The organism is Iodobacter violaceini (assembly GCF_011601265.1).
GTDB classification, from domain to species: Bacteria; Pseudomonadota; Gammaproteobacteria; order Burkholderiales; family Chitinibacteraceae; genus Iodobacter; species Iodobacter violaceini.
Map to the genome: position 1 here is coordinate 112505 of NZ_JAAOLX010000012.1, position 15224 is coordinate 127728.

Genomic DNA, 15224 nt, shown 5'->3' on the forward strand with positions numbered 1-15224 from the left:
ATTGGCAAGGTTGACGGTAAAAAATTAAGTAGCACCGCCTATATTTGTTCTTCGATATCGCATGAGGTGTCCATTATTAAATGTTGGGCTGATAAAACTTTAGCCCAACCTACCGTGCTGACATAAGCTGCGTCTGCCAATAATGCGTTGATATATGCGTCATGAATGATGGTCATTTCTGTTCTCCGATTTGTTTAATTGGCGGATCTATTAAATTAATGCCTAATTCTTTAAATGCTTCAATTGAAGATGCGTGCTCTTTAGGTCTACATGTTGATTTAAATGTCACTGGCCCATCACTAGGAGGAACACCCAGCACCCGTAGTAAAATCCCCCCATCTGCACGCAAAGTGTTGTAACTAACAAGCAGCTCTTTTGTGCTTGCATCTATAAATCGCCACGGGTGTAACGCAATAGGCACTGCGGTGCCTTGAACTTTAATCTCTGGCTTAGAATCTAAATACACCGTTTTTCCAACCGCTTCTTTATCAAAATAAGTTGATTCATTCTCTTTACAAAGCTTTTCAAATTGTTTTCTTGCAATTATTTCATCCATTAGTGGCATAGGTAATAATACAAAAAACAATACAGTTGAAATCACACCTCGCCACCATACATCTGGCAGCCAATGGGTAATAAACAGGCTCAGCCGTACAGAGATATAAATCCAAACAAAAAGAATAGAAAAAACAATAATTCCACTCATGCCACCCCCATAAAAAAATTTGTCATAATTTATTAATTTATTTAAAAAATTCATGATTTTAAATAAAACAAATAACTGGGGTCAGAGTACAGTTAAATCCGCTTTCTTTGGCTCTAAGAGCATTAAGCATAGCACGGCAGGTTGGGCTAAAGCTTTATCAGCCCAACGATTTACTCGCCATAATGATCAACACTGACAGAAGACGTGCCCCAATTTTTATCTATATTCCCCTGCCGAATCTCCCTATGGATCGATGAATAAGGCCAGTCAACCGCCTTTGTGACATAACCATGCTTCACCGGATTGAAATAAATATACACGACATGTTTTTCTAAATCGTCATCATCTCTAATTAAGTGTTCCCAATAACGGCGCTGCCATATTCCACGCTCACGTTTTAATTTTCTGCTTTGCCGAATAAGCTCAGTTTTTGGTATCGATCTGGAAAAAGCAGCTTTAATCAAAGCCCAGCGCAATGGGAAATCAGCATCTCCAAGAGGTAAGCGCCAAATAGCATGCAAATGATCTGGCAATACCACACATGCAATAATCCCGAAAGGGTGAGATTGCCGGATTTTTCGCATTGCTTCACGCAGCAAATCAATTTTCTCCACCAATAAAGTGTTTTTTCTATCGGCAAGGTTGACGGTAAAAAAATAAGTAGCACCGCCTATATTTGCTCTTCGATATCGCATGAGGTGTCCACTATTAAATGTTGGGCTGATAAAACTTTAGCCCAACCTACCGTGCTTAACGTCTAAATATTTTTCATACTCATTAAATATATCTAGAACAGCAGTACGCTCAATTGCAGACAATGCACGATAACCACCAGTAACTATAGGAAAAATATCAGGGAACCCTATCTTTAACTCCGCCTTCAATGCGAGGCTCATGTCGTCAGAAAACGAGTAATTTACCGTATTACTTGAGAGTAAAGAAGAAATCGACCCCATTTTTTTTAATATCACTTTCACTAAAATTCATTTAACACCTCTAAATTAAACATCAATTAAAATTAAGAAAACCATCTCACAACAATTTTAATAATTCACTAGCCACAGATGGATTTTGTATAAACTCAAGCAAATCATAATCATACTTCAGCCACCCCTTAGGAACATTTTCATGCCCCATAGGCGTAAAAAACTCACACCCAGCAACAGCTAAAACACCATTCCTATAAGGATAATACCTGTCAACTAAAAATAGTGTATTTACGCCTTCCCTAGAAATAATTGGCAACGCCAATTCACATACACTTGAAATCATGAATGATATGTAAATCGGCCCCTTTCCACTTAATTTTTTATCAGAAGAATGAGCTCTTAAAACTCTATAATTTTTTAATGAAAAATAAACTATAGCGTTAAATTTCCTATTTTTTTATTGCAATATTCACTCAACCCAATAGCAGGAGCAAATTTTTGGTCCGACACTGTTCCTAGCATCTCCTCCACTTCAACCCGACCAACAACACCTTCAATTACGTTCTCCACCCGGCTAATATTCTTAATAAAATCGACAGGGGGTGTATATTCGGATCTTGCTTGAACAATATCCACGAAAAACACCATAAAAACCATCAGAAATTTATTTGACATATCTACTTTTACCCAATATAAAAAAGATAAAATAATACTTTTTAATTAATCTACAACATTATCCTTCAATAGAGCCAACAAATAGAATCACCTCTCCCTTACACTTTCTGAAACATGCGCCATGAGTGGCGATAAGAAATATTCAATAATTCTGCGCTGCCCTGTTTTAATTTCTACCGTTACCGCCATTCCCGGTGCCAGCTTTAGCCATTTGCCATCTATATTCATTTTATTTTTTTTAATTTAATTCTGGCCTGATAAATCAATCCTAATTTTTCATCAGGCACGGCATCAAAAGAGACGTTTCTCACTTGGCCATCAATTAAGCCGTGTTTGGTGTAATTAAAGGTTTCAATTTTAATAGCGGCGGCCTGCCCGGCATTTACAAAGCCAATGTCTTTGTTTTCCAGTACCACTTCGGCCTCAACGGCTTCATCCCTCGGCACAATCACCAGCAGGGCTTGCGCGGGGGTGACTACGCCGCCCACGGTGTGTACGGCTAGTTGCTGCACGATTCCGGCTACGGGCGCGGTTAGGCGGGTTTGCTTTTGTAATTGCCCTGTTTTAACCACATCTTGGGTAAACGAGCGGGCTTGCTCGCTGGCTTGGGTAAGCAGATCGTGCTGAGTGCGGCGAAACTCTGCCTGAATGGCAATTCTTTGCTGGGCATTGCCGCTAATCGCGGCGTCCAACTCTGATCTTTTATGCCGCTGGTTGGCTAAATCTTGCTCGGCCTCTATTCTGGCCTGCTGTTTTTCCAGCACGCCGTGTTTGGAAACAATGTTTTGCAGCGCCAAGTCCTGAAAGTCTTTTTCGCGCTGCTTAATAATCGGTAAGGTTTGCTCAAACTTAGCGATCTGATCTTGCACTCCAGCCCGCTCGGCTTGCTTGCGTGAAGTATCACTATCCAGGGTAGATAGCCTGGCTTGTAATTCCTGCCACTGACTAAGCGCCAGGCGGCTGGCTTCCAAAGATTGCAGCTCCTTACCTGCCACCGCATTAGTAACAACAGGCGCTTGCCCGCTATCTAAAGCGGCGAGCAAGGCTTTAGCGCGCAGGGCGTTTAGCTCTGCATCGTGCAGATTGGTTTGCTGCTTGATGTTTTCTGCACCTGAGACGGTGCCATCCAGCTCGATCAGCAGCTGCCCCGCTTTTACCATTTGCCCGTCTTGCACATGAATCGACTTCACCACCCCTGCCTCTAAGGGCTGAATGGTTTTACTGCGGTCAGACACAATCAACCTGCCAGGTGCCACGGCCACAATATCAATCTTGCCAAGGCAGGCCCATAGCAGGGCGATCAGGATAAAAGCGAGCAAGGGGGTGATACGGGCGGCGGGGTGAGGGGGACTAGCGCGCCAGCAAAAATTTGTCGGTACTTTGTAAGTAACTCGCCGACAACTTGATATTTCATCTTTACTTCACTATATGCATTTCAAAAGCATATAGTAAGCATAGAAAATTAAACGGTCAATTTAAAACAAAGATAAAAAAAGACTAAAATCAAAAAATTTGAAAATAAAGCAATAATTCTGAAAGCAATACGTCATTTTAAGCAATTAAAAACCCACACAAAACAACATTTTATTGCCATTTTCAAGAATGTACCTCGCCTTAATCAGCCTATCAAACTCTTACACAAGTGCAAGCAACTTCCAGCATGGCAATTACTGCGCCCTCTGTTTAAGGCTACTTATCATTTGAATCAGCTCTGCAGCAGGGCGCTGCTCAGTTGCTGTTGTTTGCCTGTCCTGGCTAAGCACACGCAGGGGAATAAATACGCGCCTTGATAACAGGCTGGCCCCGCTATTGCCCGTGCTTTGCCTGGCAAAGGCTATATTGAGATTGGCCCAGTCGTTGTAATCGCTTAATACTGAAAAACTGGCGTCCTGATTAATATCTCTTGCATAGGCATTGGCATTTTGTGTGCTATTGGTATTCCAGTCGGCATAAAACCCGCCATTATTTCCCCGGCCAATGATGGCGGATTCAAGCAGGCTGCTTTCATTTAAGCTGATGCCGCTGCCATCGGAGTAATCCATTTTATATTCTGTGCCGCAGGGACTGGCGTCTATATTGCAAATATTTCCCCAGCTAAAACCCAGCGCATTATTATTTAAGTAATAGCGCTGCACGGCGCTGTTTGTTTTAGGATCAGAGCCCAGGCCTGGTAATTGATACAGATAATTCATAACGCTATAGTAATTAGGCTTGTAATTATTAGATTCATTACCGCCATGCTCTAAGCCAAAATTGTGGCCCAATTCATGCATAATTGTGCTGGCCTGGTAATTAAGCAGTAAGTTGGTATTACTGCCTGAGCCGCTGGATAGCCCCCAGCTGCCTAATGTCACCATGGAATCATTGCCATTAATTTCTGCCAGGCCAGAAGAGCCTGCCGATCCGTCCGATTCCTGAGAATTAGCCATAATCAGATAATGAAATATCGTTTTGCGCCGGATATCTAAACTTGCTGATTTATAGCTGTATAAAGAGGCGCAGCCTGCTTTGCTGTCTAAAGTTAAACATCTGGCATAGCTCACCGCATTAGATCCGCCTGCAAGCCCGCCACCCAGATTAAATAAGGCGGGGTTAAAACTGGCGGAATACAGGCTGCCGGTATCAAAATGAATGCTGAAACCTCTGGCGGCAAAGACATCCACTACTTTTTGCAGTGCTTCTTTGCGCGGGGTAATGCCGGCATCGCTGGAAATCATATGATCAACTTGTACAAAGATATCGCGCTGATTCGCCCTTGCTCCCATCGCAAATAAATCTAAGCCGCCAAATGTGCCGCCCTCAACTTCTGCACTATCAGGGATGCCATCGTTATCACTATCTATTGCTGTGGCGGGCACATCATTGCGCCCGCCGGGCGTGGCGAAAGAAACCTGCAGCCAGTCTGCGGCGCTCTTGCTATTGGCTTGCAACGGAAAAGGCCGTACCAAAGACTTGCCATAATCTTGCGATGTAGCGGGCATGGCGGCCACATTGGCTCCTGCCCATGCACCGCTGCTTAGTGGCGCATGGCTGCTGCTGCCAAAGCGGACAAAATCTAAAGTGGCCCCTGCAAAAGTCAGCTCTGCAGCGCCATTGGCATCCCAAAAGGGCACGGCTTCGCCATTTCTGATATACACCGCCTGGCTGTTATCACTGACGCTGTCGTCAATTTTAGCGATCACCACTAAATACCCGCCTGCTGCCAGCGTAACGGCAGGCAGGCTAAAGCTGACCGGCGCACTGGAAACGGTAAATGGCGATGAGCGCAGGCCAGATCGGGTACGCAAGCTGACACCAATAAGGGAAACGGCACTGCTGCCCGGATTATGGATCTCCACCCACGCCCCGGCATTGGTCAAATCATTGCTGGATACTTCGCTGATAATCAGGCCCGCATTTGCAGCCGTAACCGGCACAGAGGTTGGAACAGGGCTGGGCGAAGGGCTGGGAGCCGGGGCCAGTGTGGGCGTTAATGTAGGGCTGGGGCTTGAGCTGGGTAAAAAAGTGGGCACCGCCGTGGGCTGGGGTGCGGCGGTTGGAATAGCGGTGGGTGTAACACTGGGAATAACAGTAGGCTGCGCGGTGGGGATCGCTGTTGGGAGGGGGGTGGCAGTTACAACTTGCGAAACAGGCGTTGGCGCCACACTGTCTGAAGAGCCGCCGCCCCCCCCTCCGCAGGCCGTTAAACTGATTAAGACCAACAGCAATAAATACCACAAAGTTGGTTTCATTCAGCCAGCCCCTTATTCACACCCAAACACGCTCTGGCACATAGCTGCGCCCCCTCTTTACCATAGCAAACAGACGATGGCCTGGCAGGGAATCATTGGCGAGAATGCTTGGTTGTTAGGCTTATTCGCTGCTTGCTAATGAAAAAACAATTTGGTTAGCGCGTCTGGAGTTGCACCCGCCTGCGATCATTCAGTACTGCTAAGCCGCATCACACACCCAAGCGCTATTCGCTCACATGTTCAATTTGCAGCTGCACTACGCGGTTGCCACGGAACTCGTTTACACCGATGCGGTACACGGCCATGATTTTGGGTGGCAGCGGGTCGGCATGGCCAAAGCGCATGGCGTCCAGCACCAGCCCATGTGGATTGGCGAGTTTAAGCTTTAAATGCCGCTCGCCCACCAGGCGCTGCTCAACCACAGTGAATTCGCCCTGAAACATCGGCGCGGGAAAGCCCTGGCCCCAGACTTGTTTGTCCAGCGTTTCAGCCACGTCCAGTGCAAAAGATTCGGTGGCCAGCTCGCCATCGGTTTCAATTTTTCGCTCCAGCGTGTCGGCATTCATTAGCTCGTGACACGCTAACTCAAACGCAGTTTTAAAGCGTGCAAAGTCAGCCTGGCGCAGGCTTAAACCCGCCGCCATCGCGTGGCCGCCAAATTTCAGGATTAAATCGGGGTGACGCTTGGAGACCAAATCCAGCGCATCGCGCAGATGCAGGCCGGGAATGGAGCGGCCCGAGCCTTTGATTTCATCATCATTGCCATCGGCAAACACGATGGTTGGGCGGTGAAAGCGATCTTTCATTCTGGAAGCAATAATCCCCACTACGCCCTGATGCCAGTCGCCCTGATACAGGCTGATGCTGTAAGCGTCATCTACAGCTATGCCGGCCAAAATGGCTTCGGCCTCGGCGCGCATGCCCACTTCAATCTCGCGCCGCTCGCGGTTCATGCCATCCAGCTCTTTGGCGAGCGGTGTGGCAGCTGCTTCTGAATCCGCCAAAAGGCAGGCGATGCCCAGGCTCATATCATCCAGACGCCCTGCCGCATTCAGCCTTGGCCCCAAGGTAAAGCCCAGATCAAAGCAAGAAGCCTTGTATGGCAAACGCCCCGCCGCCGTAAACAAGGCCAGTACACCGGCACTGGCCCGCCCTGCCCGCATGCGCTTTAAGCCCTGCTCCACCAGAATGCGATTATTGCCATCCAGCCTCACCACATCGGCCACCGTGCCCAGCGCGACTAAATCCAGCAAGGTGGCGAGATTTGGCTCTTTAATACCCGCAAAAACCTGCCGCTCGCGCAGCTCCGCCCGCAGCGCCATCAGCACATAAAACATCACCCCCACACCGGCCAGATTTTTACTAGCAAAAGTGCAGCCCGGCTGATTGGGGTTCACAATCAGCGTGGCGGGCAATTCATCGCCAGGTAAGTGGTGATCGGTAATCAGCACATCGATTCCCCGCGCCTGTGCTGCGGCCACTCCTGCCACACTGGCGATGCCGTTATCTACGGTGAGGATTAAATCGGGTGATTTCTGTGCCGCCAGCTCAACGATTTCCGGCGTAAGGCCATAGCCATATTCAAAGCGATTTGGCACCACAAAATCCACCATCGCGCCCAGCATGGCAAGACCCTTCATCCCCACGGCGCAAGCCGTTGCACCATCGGCATCGTAATCGGCCACGATCAGAATGCGCTCTTTGGCGGCAATCGCATCTGCCAGGCGCTTGCCTGTCCCGGTGATATTTTTTAAGCCATGAAAGGGCAGCAGGTGTGCCAGCTCGTGCTCCAGCTCGGATCGGTTGGCAATGCCGCGAGCAGCATACAAACGCGCCTCTAGCGGTGACAAGCCTTGCTCGCAAAGCAAAGATTCGGCGGCGGATGGAACAATACGGGGGGAAATGATGGTCATGGCTGACTCAAAGTGACGGGTATAAAAACTTCTAAAACGAACTTCTGTGGGCACAGAGAACTTGGCGTTTGAAAGCAGACAGGGAAAAAAACCAAGGGTATCCCTCAGCCAATCCTATTTACTTAAACTGAATTCATAGCTTGGGTTAGCAGCTTTATTGCGTAAGCCAAGCTGCGAAAAATCGTGCCTCACTATTTTGCTTAAGTAAATAGTTTTGTCCCCCTCTAAGACGGAGCTAACCCTTTAAAATCTTTTAAGACTCAAATTAAAATCTAAATAAGTTAAGCCCTTAGATTTTCTCTGTGCTCTTAATTTGTTTTGTGCCTGCAGACTTTTTTAGCCCGAAGCAAAACCCCATGGTAATTTTGGCTTTTGCCAGATTTTCCAGCGTAAGGATCGGTCTGTTTGCAGAGCGAGGCCCAGTTCGGGAAAGGTAATCGCCAGTGATTTACGCTTGCCCGATTTTAAATCTGCCAGGAGCGGCGCAAACCAGTCTTTTTCTAATGCAAGCCAGCCTTCCCGCCAATCGTGGGCATTGCCATAACAGGCCCCAAGGCGAAGGTGATTGAGCATCACTAATGCGTCCCCCCCAGGCAGTGCTGCGGCGCTGGCAGGCAATGGCTGCACATCTGAGCCACCAATATGCATCAGGCCACGCAGCAGTAAATCATCCGCATAAACCGGCACACCAGGCACGACGGGTGTATCCGCAACAGGGTAATCAGAGCCACCCCACAGCCAGAGGCTATTGATGGTTTGTGCGTCGCTGCGTTTATCGTTCACCGCATGGGTATAGAGATACATCTGAATTTCATTCAGCAGACGGTGCCACTGCAGCGCGTCCTTGCCCTTGGGCAAAAGCGTATTGATATCGCGGCCAATGGCAGCATCAAGCGATGTCCATGTCAGCTGCGGATCGCTTGGCAAGCGCAGATACCAGCGTGTTGGCGTGGCAGCCACAAACAGCATGCCATCGTCCTTAAATACGCTATTTAAGCCCGCCACCAGCGCATCAGCCTCGGCCTGAGTAATTTGAAAATGGTGTGCATCAAACAGCAGCAGCCCATCCCGCTCAATTTTTAGATGCACCGGATCGGCTCTGAGCCAAAAGCCCGCCTTAGCTGCTGGCTGATCTAAACCCAGCGTTAAAGCTGCCGCAGGCAAATGATCCATACCAAACCGCCCTGCCAGCCACGCCTCTACTGTTTGCTTGTGCGCAGGCAGGCGTTCACCCCGGCCGCACAGCAGCGCCGCTGCGGGCAAATCCAGGCCGGTGGTAATAAAGCGGCACTGATCCGAATCGGGCCAGTCGGCGTAAGAAATAACAAAATGAAGTGACATAAGGGGATTTTACGACAAGATGTGAGCAGGAGGCACTGAGGGCGGTGAGCAGCCACCCTAAAAATAAAAACGCCAGATTGAATAATCAGACCTGAATGCTCGTTGCAAAAACATACTCAAGCACTTCATCACCATATTCATCACACTGACCTGTGGAGCGCCAGCCCAAATGCCTGTAAAAGCCAAAGGACCTTACTTCAGGATCGGCAGCGCAGCCAAGAAAAAGCCGGGCGTGACCCAGTGCTTTCAAATCTGACATCACGCTTTGCAACAGCGCTTTGCCCATTCCCTGGTTTTCATAATCTGGCAACAGCGCTAAGACCACAATTTCGCCTGTACTTACGGAACCAAAACAATAGCCAGCCATCTGCCCTTCAACAAGACAAATGCGACCCGGCAATTCGCCGGATTCGACTTGAGCAGCCCATGACGCTTCGGTAATGCCAAGCTCAGCTAAGCGGGTTTTAGAAATCGCGTTTTCCCGCGTCTTGCCTCTGATGACAATACACTCTGCAATATCAGAGGGCACTGCCGGGCGGGTATTCAAAAGCATTTTTTTCAATCTTAATCTTCTTCCAGCTGAAAGCGGCGGCGGTTGAGTTCTTCTTCTTTCACACTGTCAATTTCACGCATCAGGCCACGTACATCGGCTTTTTTCTCGCTGCGGCGGGCGCGGCCAGTCAGCACAACATCAGGATGCAGCTCGCCTTTCTCGTAGTGGCTCCAGATCTCAAATGCGTAATCTGTATTCAGTAACTCCGGAGCAAACTGGCCAAAGTAAGTGGCCAGATTACCCACATCGCGCTCCAGCATGCTAAAGGCGCTGTTATTGCCTGCCGCATCTACGGCCTGTGGCAAATCAATAATCACCGGGCCATCTGCATCAACCAGAATATTGTATTCGGATAAGTCGCCATGAATCACACCAGCGCAAAGCATTAATACCACTTGCTTAATCAGCATGGCGTGATAAGCCAAAGCCACTGAATGGCTCAGCACAACATCATTTAATCGTGGGGCAGCATGGCCTGCGGCATCGGTAACCAGCTCCATCAGGAGCACGCCTTCAAAGCAGTTATATGGGGTGGGCACGCGCACGCCTGCTGCGGCTAAGCGGTGCAAGGCATCCACTTCAGCAGTTTGCCAGACTTCTTCAGCCATTTTGCGGCCATAACGGCTGCCTTTTTCCATCGCACGGGCATCACGTGAGCCCCGAACCTTACGCCCTTCCTGGTAAGCCGCATTTTGTTTAAAGCTACGCTGATTCGCTTCTTTGTAAACCTTGGCGCAGCGAACATCGTCGCCACAGCGCACTACGTAAACCACGGCTTCTTTGCCACTCATCAGCTGGCGGAGTACTTCATCAACAAGTCCATTCTGAACAAGCGGTTCTAATCTTTTCGGGGTTTTCATTTTCCAAAGTCCGGTATAAGCAAACAGCAGTGTGCCTTATGCCATAAATTCGCTTTTAGCGCAAAGATCGGGGCCAAAAAGGTTTTTTAACATGTGAATATCCAACACTAAGCTGACACAAAACATGCACATCAAAAAAGATTACGCCATGATTAAGCATCTTGCAATCGGCCTTATTCTCATCGTGGGCAAAATCACTCAGATATAATGCGCACATTCCATAAAGCAACGAGAACACTATGTATCTGGGCCATTTGCATCAAGCTGGCTTGCCCCTGCCCGCCGCTATAGAAACCGCACTCCAATATCTGCGCAACACAGATTTTTCCTGTATGGAAACCGGCCGCTATCCTATTGATGGCGAACGGATGTTTGCTTTGGTACAAACACCGCTTACGCAGCCATGGGATGGCGGCAAGCCCGAGTTTCATGCCCGCTATATTGATATTCAGTATTTATATGAAGGCGAAGAGCTGATCGGCTACGCCCCGGCCAATGAGGCGCTGGCCAAAACCCACGATCAGCTTTTAGAAAGAGATATTGCCTTTGTGGCGCCTATAGAAGGCGAATCCCGGCTTTATCTCACACCGGGCATGTTTGCCATTTTCTACCCAGGCGAGCTGCACAAACCTTGCCGCGCAAGCCATCAGCCCGTGGCCATAAAAAAAGTAGTCATCAAGATCGCTAAAGAGCTAATCACTGAGGCTTAAGCACAGATCACCACCAGGGCAGAGATCAAGTCAGGATGCTCTGCTTAATTTACCCCCAGCGGCCCTACACTTACAAACAGCAGACAACCCCGCTAAATCACTTATAAAAACAGTAACTTACAAAACAAAAGCCTTATAAAAAATGGCATAACTATCGTTATTTCTAATCAATTAATGCCAAATAATCACCGTTCATGAGTGATATCAGCCACAGCGACCCAAGACACTGTACTTCAGTACAGTATTAGAGCTTACTAAAGCTCTATATGCTGGCTCAATTCCCTCATTTTCTGGTTAATACCTCATGGCCGAACAGACTAATACCACTAAAGCGCACGCTACAATCGTTCATATTGACGGTAAAGCTTACCTTCGCGACGAAAGTGGAAAAACTGTCCCACTCCAGCCCGGCCAGAAAATTGATGAACAGCAGGTTTTAGTGACCTCCAATGATGGCCATGTTCAGCTGCAGCTGCCTGATGGCGAGCTCGTTGATATCGGCCCGGCCCGCACAGTGCAAATCGATGCGCAGATACTGAATACCGCTCCGGCGGATTCCGCCAACGCAGCCATCAGTGATTTAGCCGAATCCACTGCAAAAATTGCCGCTGCAATTGCAAATGGTCAAGACTTAAGCACTGAATTAGAGGCCACCGCAGCAGGTTTAAATGGCACAGGCGCAAGTGAAGGCCACTCGTTCGTACAGCTGTTACGGATTGCTGAAGGAGTTGAACCACTGGCCTTTAATTTTGGCAACAACAACTTTGCAGCAACAGACTTACCCGTAAATCCGGGCACGGTTCAGCCGGGCATTCAAGCCGTAAATGATGCAGTTACTCTTGAAGAAGACGGCGAAAGCCGCATCAATGTGCTGGGCAATGACATTGGCAACAACTTAAAAGTAAATACCGCCGTTGCTAATAATGGTACGGTCAGTATTAATCCGGACGGTACTTTAAGCTACAAACCCAATGCCAATTTCAACGGCAATGACCAAATTACTTACACGATTACCGATGCAAATGGCACAAGCAGCACGGCCACCGTTGCAGTTACCGTTACCCCGGTTAATGATTTACCTCAGCCTACAGACAGCAATGGCAATCCGCTGACTGTACCGGTTCAAATCAGCACCAAAGAAGACACCCCGATTGCAGGCAAAGTAAGCGCTACCGACCCCGATGGCGACACCCTGACCTTTACTCCCAAAGATCAGCCTACCCATGGCACAGTCACCGTCAACCCTGATGGCAGCTATATCTACACCCCTGCCCCGGATTACAACGGCAAAGACAGCTTTACGGTTACCGTAAACGACGGCAAAGGCGGCACGGCCATTATCACTGTAAATGTCACAGTTGACCCGGTAAACGACGCGCCCGTTGGCACCAATCAGGCCATCACCACACCTGAAGACACCCCCATCACTGGCAAGCTGGTGGCTACAGATAAAGATGGCGATCCGCTCACCTTTACTGCCAAAGATCAGCCTGCACACGGCACAGTTACCGTAAAACCTGACGGCAGCTACGAATACACTCCTGCGCCTGATTACAACGGTCAAGACAGCTTTACTGTTACCGTGAGCGATGGCAAAGGCGGCACAGCCGTCATCACAGTCGATGTAGGCATCACCCCTGCTGACGACCCGGCAAATATCAGCGGCAATGACCAGGGCACCGTGCAGGAAGACGGTGTACTGATTGCCAACGGCAAGCTGACGGTTATTGATAAAGATGCCGGCCAGTCAGAAATGAAGCCACAAACGGTGACCAACGAATACGGCACCTTCAGCATTGCAAAAGATGGCACTTGGTCGTTCACACTGGATAACTCCGCCAATGAAGTGCAGAGCCTGAGCGACAAAGACAGCCTGAATAAAACATACGTTGTAGAGTCGCTTGACGGCACCAAGCACAATGTCGTCATCACCATCAATGGTAAAGATGATGCAGCGGAAATCACCCCAAGCAAACCAGGCGATGACGCAGGCCAGGTTAAAGAAGACACCGTTCTGACTACCAGCGGCACGCTGCTGGTTAACGACAAAGATGCTGGCCAATCCAGCTTCCAGGCGCAGACGGATACCGATGGTACTTACGGGAAGTTCAGCATTGGCACGGATGGTAAGTGGACTTACGTGCTGAACAACGCAGCAGCTAATGTTCAGGCCTTGGCTGAGGGCGAAACCAAGACCGAGACCTTTACCGTTAAATCGGCTGATGGCACAACTTCAAGTGTTGTTGTGACTGTTGTCGGCACGAATGATGCAGCAGTGATCACACCGAATCAGCCAGGCGATGATGCAGGCTCTGTCAAAGAAGATACGACGCTGACTACCGGCGGCACGCTGCTTGTTAATGACAAGGATGCTGGCCAATCCAGCTTCCAGGCGCAGACGGATACCGATGGTACTTACGGTAAGTTCAGCATTGGTACCGATGGCAAGTGGACTTACACGCTGAACAATAACGATCCAGTTGTTCAGGCATTGAAAGACGGCGATGTGAAGACTGAAACCTTCACCGTTAAATCGGCGGATGGTACGGAAAGCACGATTACCGTCGCCGTTAACGGCACAAATGAAACCGCCACCGTCGGCCACGGCGCGGTGCAAGAAGACACCGTGCAAAGCAGCAGCGGCACGCTGACTGCCACCGGCGGCGCGAGCTTTGTGGCTCAAACCGATGCAGCGGGCACTTACGGCAAGTTGACGCTGGGCAGCGATGGCAAGTGGACTTACACGCTGAATAACGATGCGGATAATGTGCAAGCCCTTAAAACCGGCGAAACCAAAACCGAATCCTTCGATGTTGTACTGAGCGACGGCACCAAAACCACCATCACCATCGATGTGCAGGGTCTGGACGACAAGGCCGTGATCACCCCAAGCAAACCGGGTGACGATGCTGGCTCTGTCAAAGAAGATACAACGCTGACGACCGGCGGCACATTGCTGGTGAATGATAAAGACGCAGGTCAGTCCAGCTTCCAGGCACAGACAGACACCAACGGTACTTACGGTAAGTTCAGCATTGGCACCGATGGTAAGTGGACTTATGTTCTGAACAACGCTGCGGCCAATGTTCAGGCCTTGGCAGAAGGCGAAACTAAGACTGAAACCTTTACCGTTAAATCGGCTGATGGCACGACTTCCAGTGTTGTGGTGACGGTTGTCGGCACGAATGATGCTGCAGTGATCACACCGAATAAGCCAGGTGACGATGCGGGCCAGGTTAAAGAAGACACCGTTCTGACTACCAGCGGCACCCTGCTGGTGAATGATAAGGACGCAGGCCAATCCAGCTTCCAGGCTCAGACTGACACTGACGGCACTTACGGTAAGTTCAGCATTAGCACGGATGGAAAGTGGACTTATGTTCTGAACAACGCTGCAGCCAACGTTCAGGCCTTGGCAGAAGGCGAAACTAAGACTGAAACCTTTACCGTTAAGTCTGCCGATGGCACGACTTCGAACGTGGTTGTAACTGTGGTCGGCACAAATGATGCAGCAGTGATCACACCTAATAAGCCAGGTGACGATGCGGGCCAGGTCAAAGAAGATACAACGCTGACGACCGGCGGCACATTGCTGGTGAATGATAAGGACGCAGGCCAATCCAGCTTCCAGGCTCAGACTGACACTGACGGCACTTACGGTAAGTTCAGCATTGGCACCGATGGAAAGTGGACTTATGTTCTGAACAACGCTGCAGCCAACGTTCAGGCCTTGGCAGAAGGCGAAACTAAGACTGAAACCTTTACCGTTAAGTCTGCCGATGGCACGACTTCGAACGTGGTTGTAA

At 49.1% G+C, this 15224-nt stretch carries 15 protein-coding genes; 2 read left to right on the top strand and 13 right to left on the bottom strand.

Translation table 11 applies throughout. From position 1 onward, the window contains the following. Nucleotides 1–38: 38 nt before the first annotated feature. The 13 genes from HA050_RS19045 to HA050_RS19105 form a co-directional block, all read right to left on the bottom strand. The gene (locus HA050_RS19045; RefSeq protein ID WP_166829543.1) at nt 39–176 is read right to left on the bottom strand and encodes a hypothetical protein; all 138 of its coding nucleotides are present in this window, start codon (nt 174–176) and stop codon (nt 39–41) included. Further along, nucleotides 173–706, bottom strand: coding sequence for a hypothetical protein (locus tag HA050_RS19050; protein ID WP_166829768.1), 534 nt, complete (start codon nt 704–706; stop codon nt 173–175). Before HA050_RS19050 ends, HA050_RS19045 begins: the two co-directional genes overlap by 4 nt. 170 nt (nt 707–876) lie before the next feature. Beyond that, the gene (locus tag HA050_RS19055) at nt 877–1401 is read right to left on the bottom strand and encodes an REP-associated tyrosine transposase (protein WP_166829771.1); all 525 of its coding nucleotides are present in this window, start codon (nt 1399–1401) and stop codon (nt 877–879) included. A gap of 36 nt (nt 1402–1437) precedes the next feature. After that, nucleotides 1438–1683, bottom strand: a complete 246-nt coding sequence (locus HA050_RS19060; protein ID WP_166829774.1) for a hypothetical protein — start codon at nt 1681–1683, stop codon at nt 1438–1440. 55 nt (nt 1684–1738) lie between these two features. Next, the gene (locus HA050_RS19065; RefSeq protein WP_205836509.1) at nt 1739–1957 is read right to left on the bottom strand and encodes a hypothetical protein; all 219 of its coding nucleotides are present in this window, start codon (nt 1955–1957) and stop codon (nt 1739–1741) included. A gap of 110 nt (nt 1958–2067) precedes the next feature. After that, the gene (locus tag HA050_RS19070; RefSeq protein ID WP_166829778.1) at nt 2068–2271 is read right to left on the bottom strand and encodes a hypothetical protein; all 204 of its coding nucleotides are present in this window, start codon (nt 2269–2271) and stop codon (nt 2068–2070) included. A gap of 126 nt (nt 2272–2397) precedes the next feature. After that, the gene (locus tag HA050_RS19075) at nt 2398–2538 is read right to left on the bottom strand and encodes a hypothetical protein (protein ID WP_166829781.1); all 141 of its coding nucleotides are present in this window, start codon (nt 2536–2538) and stop codon (nt 2398–2400) included. Further along, nucleotides 2535–3629, bottom strand: coding sequence for an HlyD family type I secretion periplasmic adaptor subunit (locus HA050_RS19080; protein WP_166829783.1), 1095 nt, complete (start codon nt 3627–3629; stop codon nt 2535–2537). Before HA050_RS19080 ends, HA050_RS19075 begins: the two co-directional genes overlap by 4 nt. A 348-nt stretch (nt 3630–3977) precedes the next feature. Then, a complete protein-coding gene (locus HA050_RS19085) occupies nt 3978–6041 on the bottom strand; it encodes a lamin tail domain-containing protein (protein ID WP_166829785.1) in 2064 nt (687 codons plus the stop codon). 224 nt (nt 6042–6265) lie between these two features. Continuing rightward, nucleotides 6266–7954 (bottom strand): single-stranded-DNA-specific exonuclease RecJ, encoded by a 1689-nt coding sequence (gene recJ / locus HA050_RS19090; protein ID WP_166829789.1) that lies wholly within the window; start codon nt 7952–7954, stop codon nt 6266–6268. A gap of 336 nt (nt 7955–8290) precedes the next feature. Then, nucleotides 8291–9295 carry a hypothetical protein gene (locus tag HA050_RS19095; RefSeq protein WP_166829791.1) on the bottom strand — a complete coding sequence of 335 codons (1005 nt, stop codon included), beginning with the start codon at nt 9293–9295 and terminating at the stop codon, nt 8291–8293. An 85-nt stretch (nt 9296–9380) separates the two neighbouring features. Next, nucleotides 9381–9848 (bottom strand): GNAT family N-acetyltransferase, encoded by a 468-nt coding sequence (locus HA050_RS19100; RefSeq protein WP_166829793.1) that lies wholly within the window; start codon nt 9846–9848, stop codon nt 9381–9383. A gap of 11 nt (nt 9849–9859) precedes the next feature. Continuing rightward, entirely contained in the window at nt 9860–10708 is an 849-nt protein-coding gene (locus HA050_RS19105) for a PA4780 family RIO1-like protein kinase (RefSeq protein WP_099396313.1), read from the bottom strand. A gap of 239 nt (nt 10709–10947) precedes the next feature. Here HA050_RS19105 and HA050_RS19110 point away from each other — a divergent pair, with 239 nt between their 5' ends. Next, nucleotides 10948–11418, top strand: a complete 471-nt coding sequence (locus tag HA050_RS19110) for a NanQ anomerase/TabA/YiaL family protein (RefSeq protein ID WP_166829796.1) — start codon at nt 10948–10950, stop codon at nt 11416–11418. Between the two features lie 304 nt (nt 11419–11722). After that, nucleotides 11723–15224: retention module-containing protein (locus HA050_RS19115; RefSeq protein WP_166829798.1), on the top strand; the 3502-nt coding region annotated here is incomplete at its 3' end.

Excerpts from the sequence above, each read along its gene's own strand:
- recJ (WP_166829789.1), bottom strand. The coding sequence starts at position 7,954 with ATGACCATCATTTCCCCCCGTATTGTTCCATCCGCCGCCGAATCTTTG.
- HA050_RS19055 (WP_166829771.1), bottom strand. The coding sequence starts at position 1,401 with ATGCGATATCGAAGAGCAAATATAGGCGGTGCTACTTATTTTTTTACC.
- HA050_RS19095 (WP_166829791.1), bottom strand. The coding sequence starts at position 9,295 with ATGTCACTTCATTTTGTTATTTCTTACGCCGACTGGCCCGATTCGGAT.
- HA050_RS19100 (WP_166829793.1), bottom strand. The coding sequence starts at position 9,848 with ATGCTTTTGAATACCCGCCCGGCAGTGCCCTCTGATATTGCAGAGTGT.
- HA050_RS19045 (WP_166829543.1), bottom strand. The coding sequence starts at position 176 with ATGACCATCATTCATGACGCATATATCAACGCATTATTGGCAGACGCA.
- HA050_RS19050 (WP_166829768.1), bottom strand. The coding sequence starts at position 706 with ATGAGTGGAATTATTGTTTTTTCTATTCTTTTTGTTTGGATTTATATC.
- HA050_RS19075 (WP_166829781.1), bottom strand. The coding sequence starts at position 2,538 with ATGAATATAGATGGCAAATGGCTAAAGCTGGCACCGGGAATGGCGGTA.
- HA050_RS19085 (WP_166829785.1), bottom strand. The coding sequence starts at position 6,041 with ATGAAACCAACTTTGTGGTATTTATTGCTGTTGGTCTTAATCAGTTTA.
- HA050_RS19105 (WP_099396313.1), bottom strand. The coding sequence starts at position 10,708 with ATGAAAACCCCGAAAAGATTAGAACCGCTTGTTCAGAATGGACTTGTT.
- HA050_RS19110 (WP_166829796.1), top strand. The coding sequence starts at position 10,948 with ATGTATCTGGGCCATTTGCATCAAGCTGGCTTGCCCCTGCCCGCCGCT.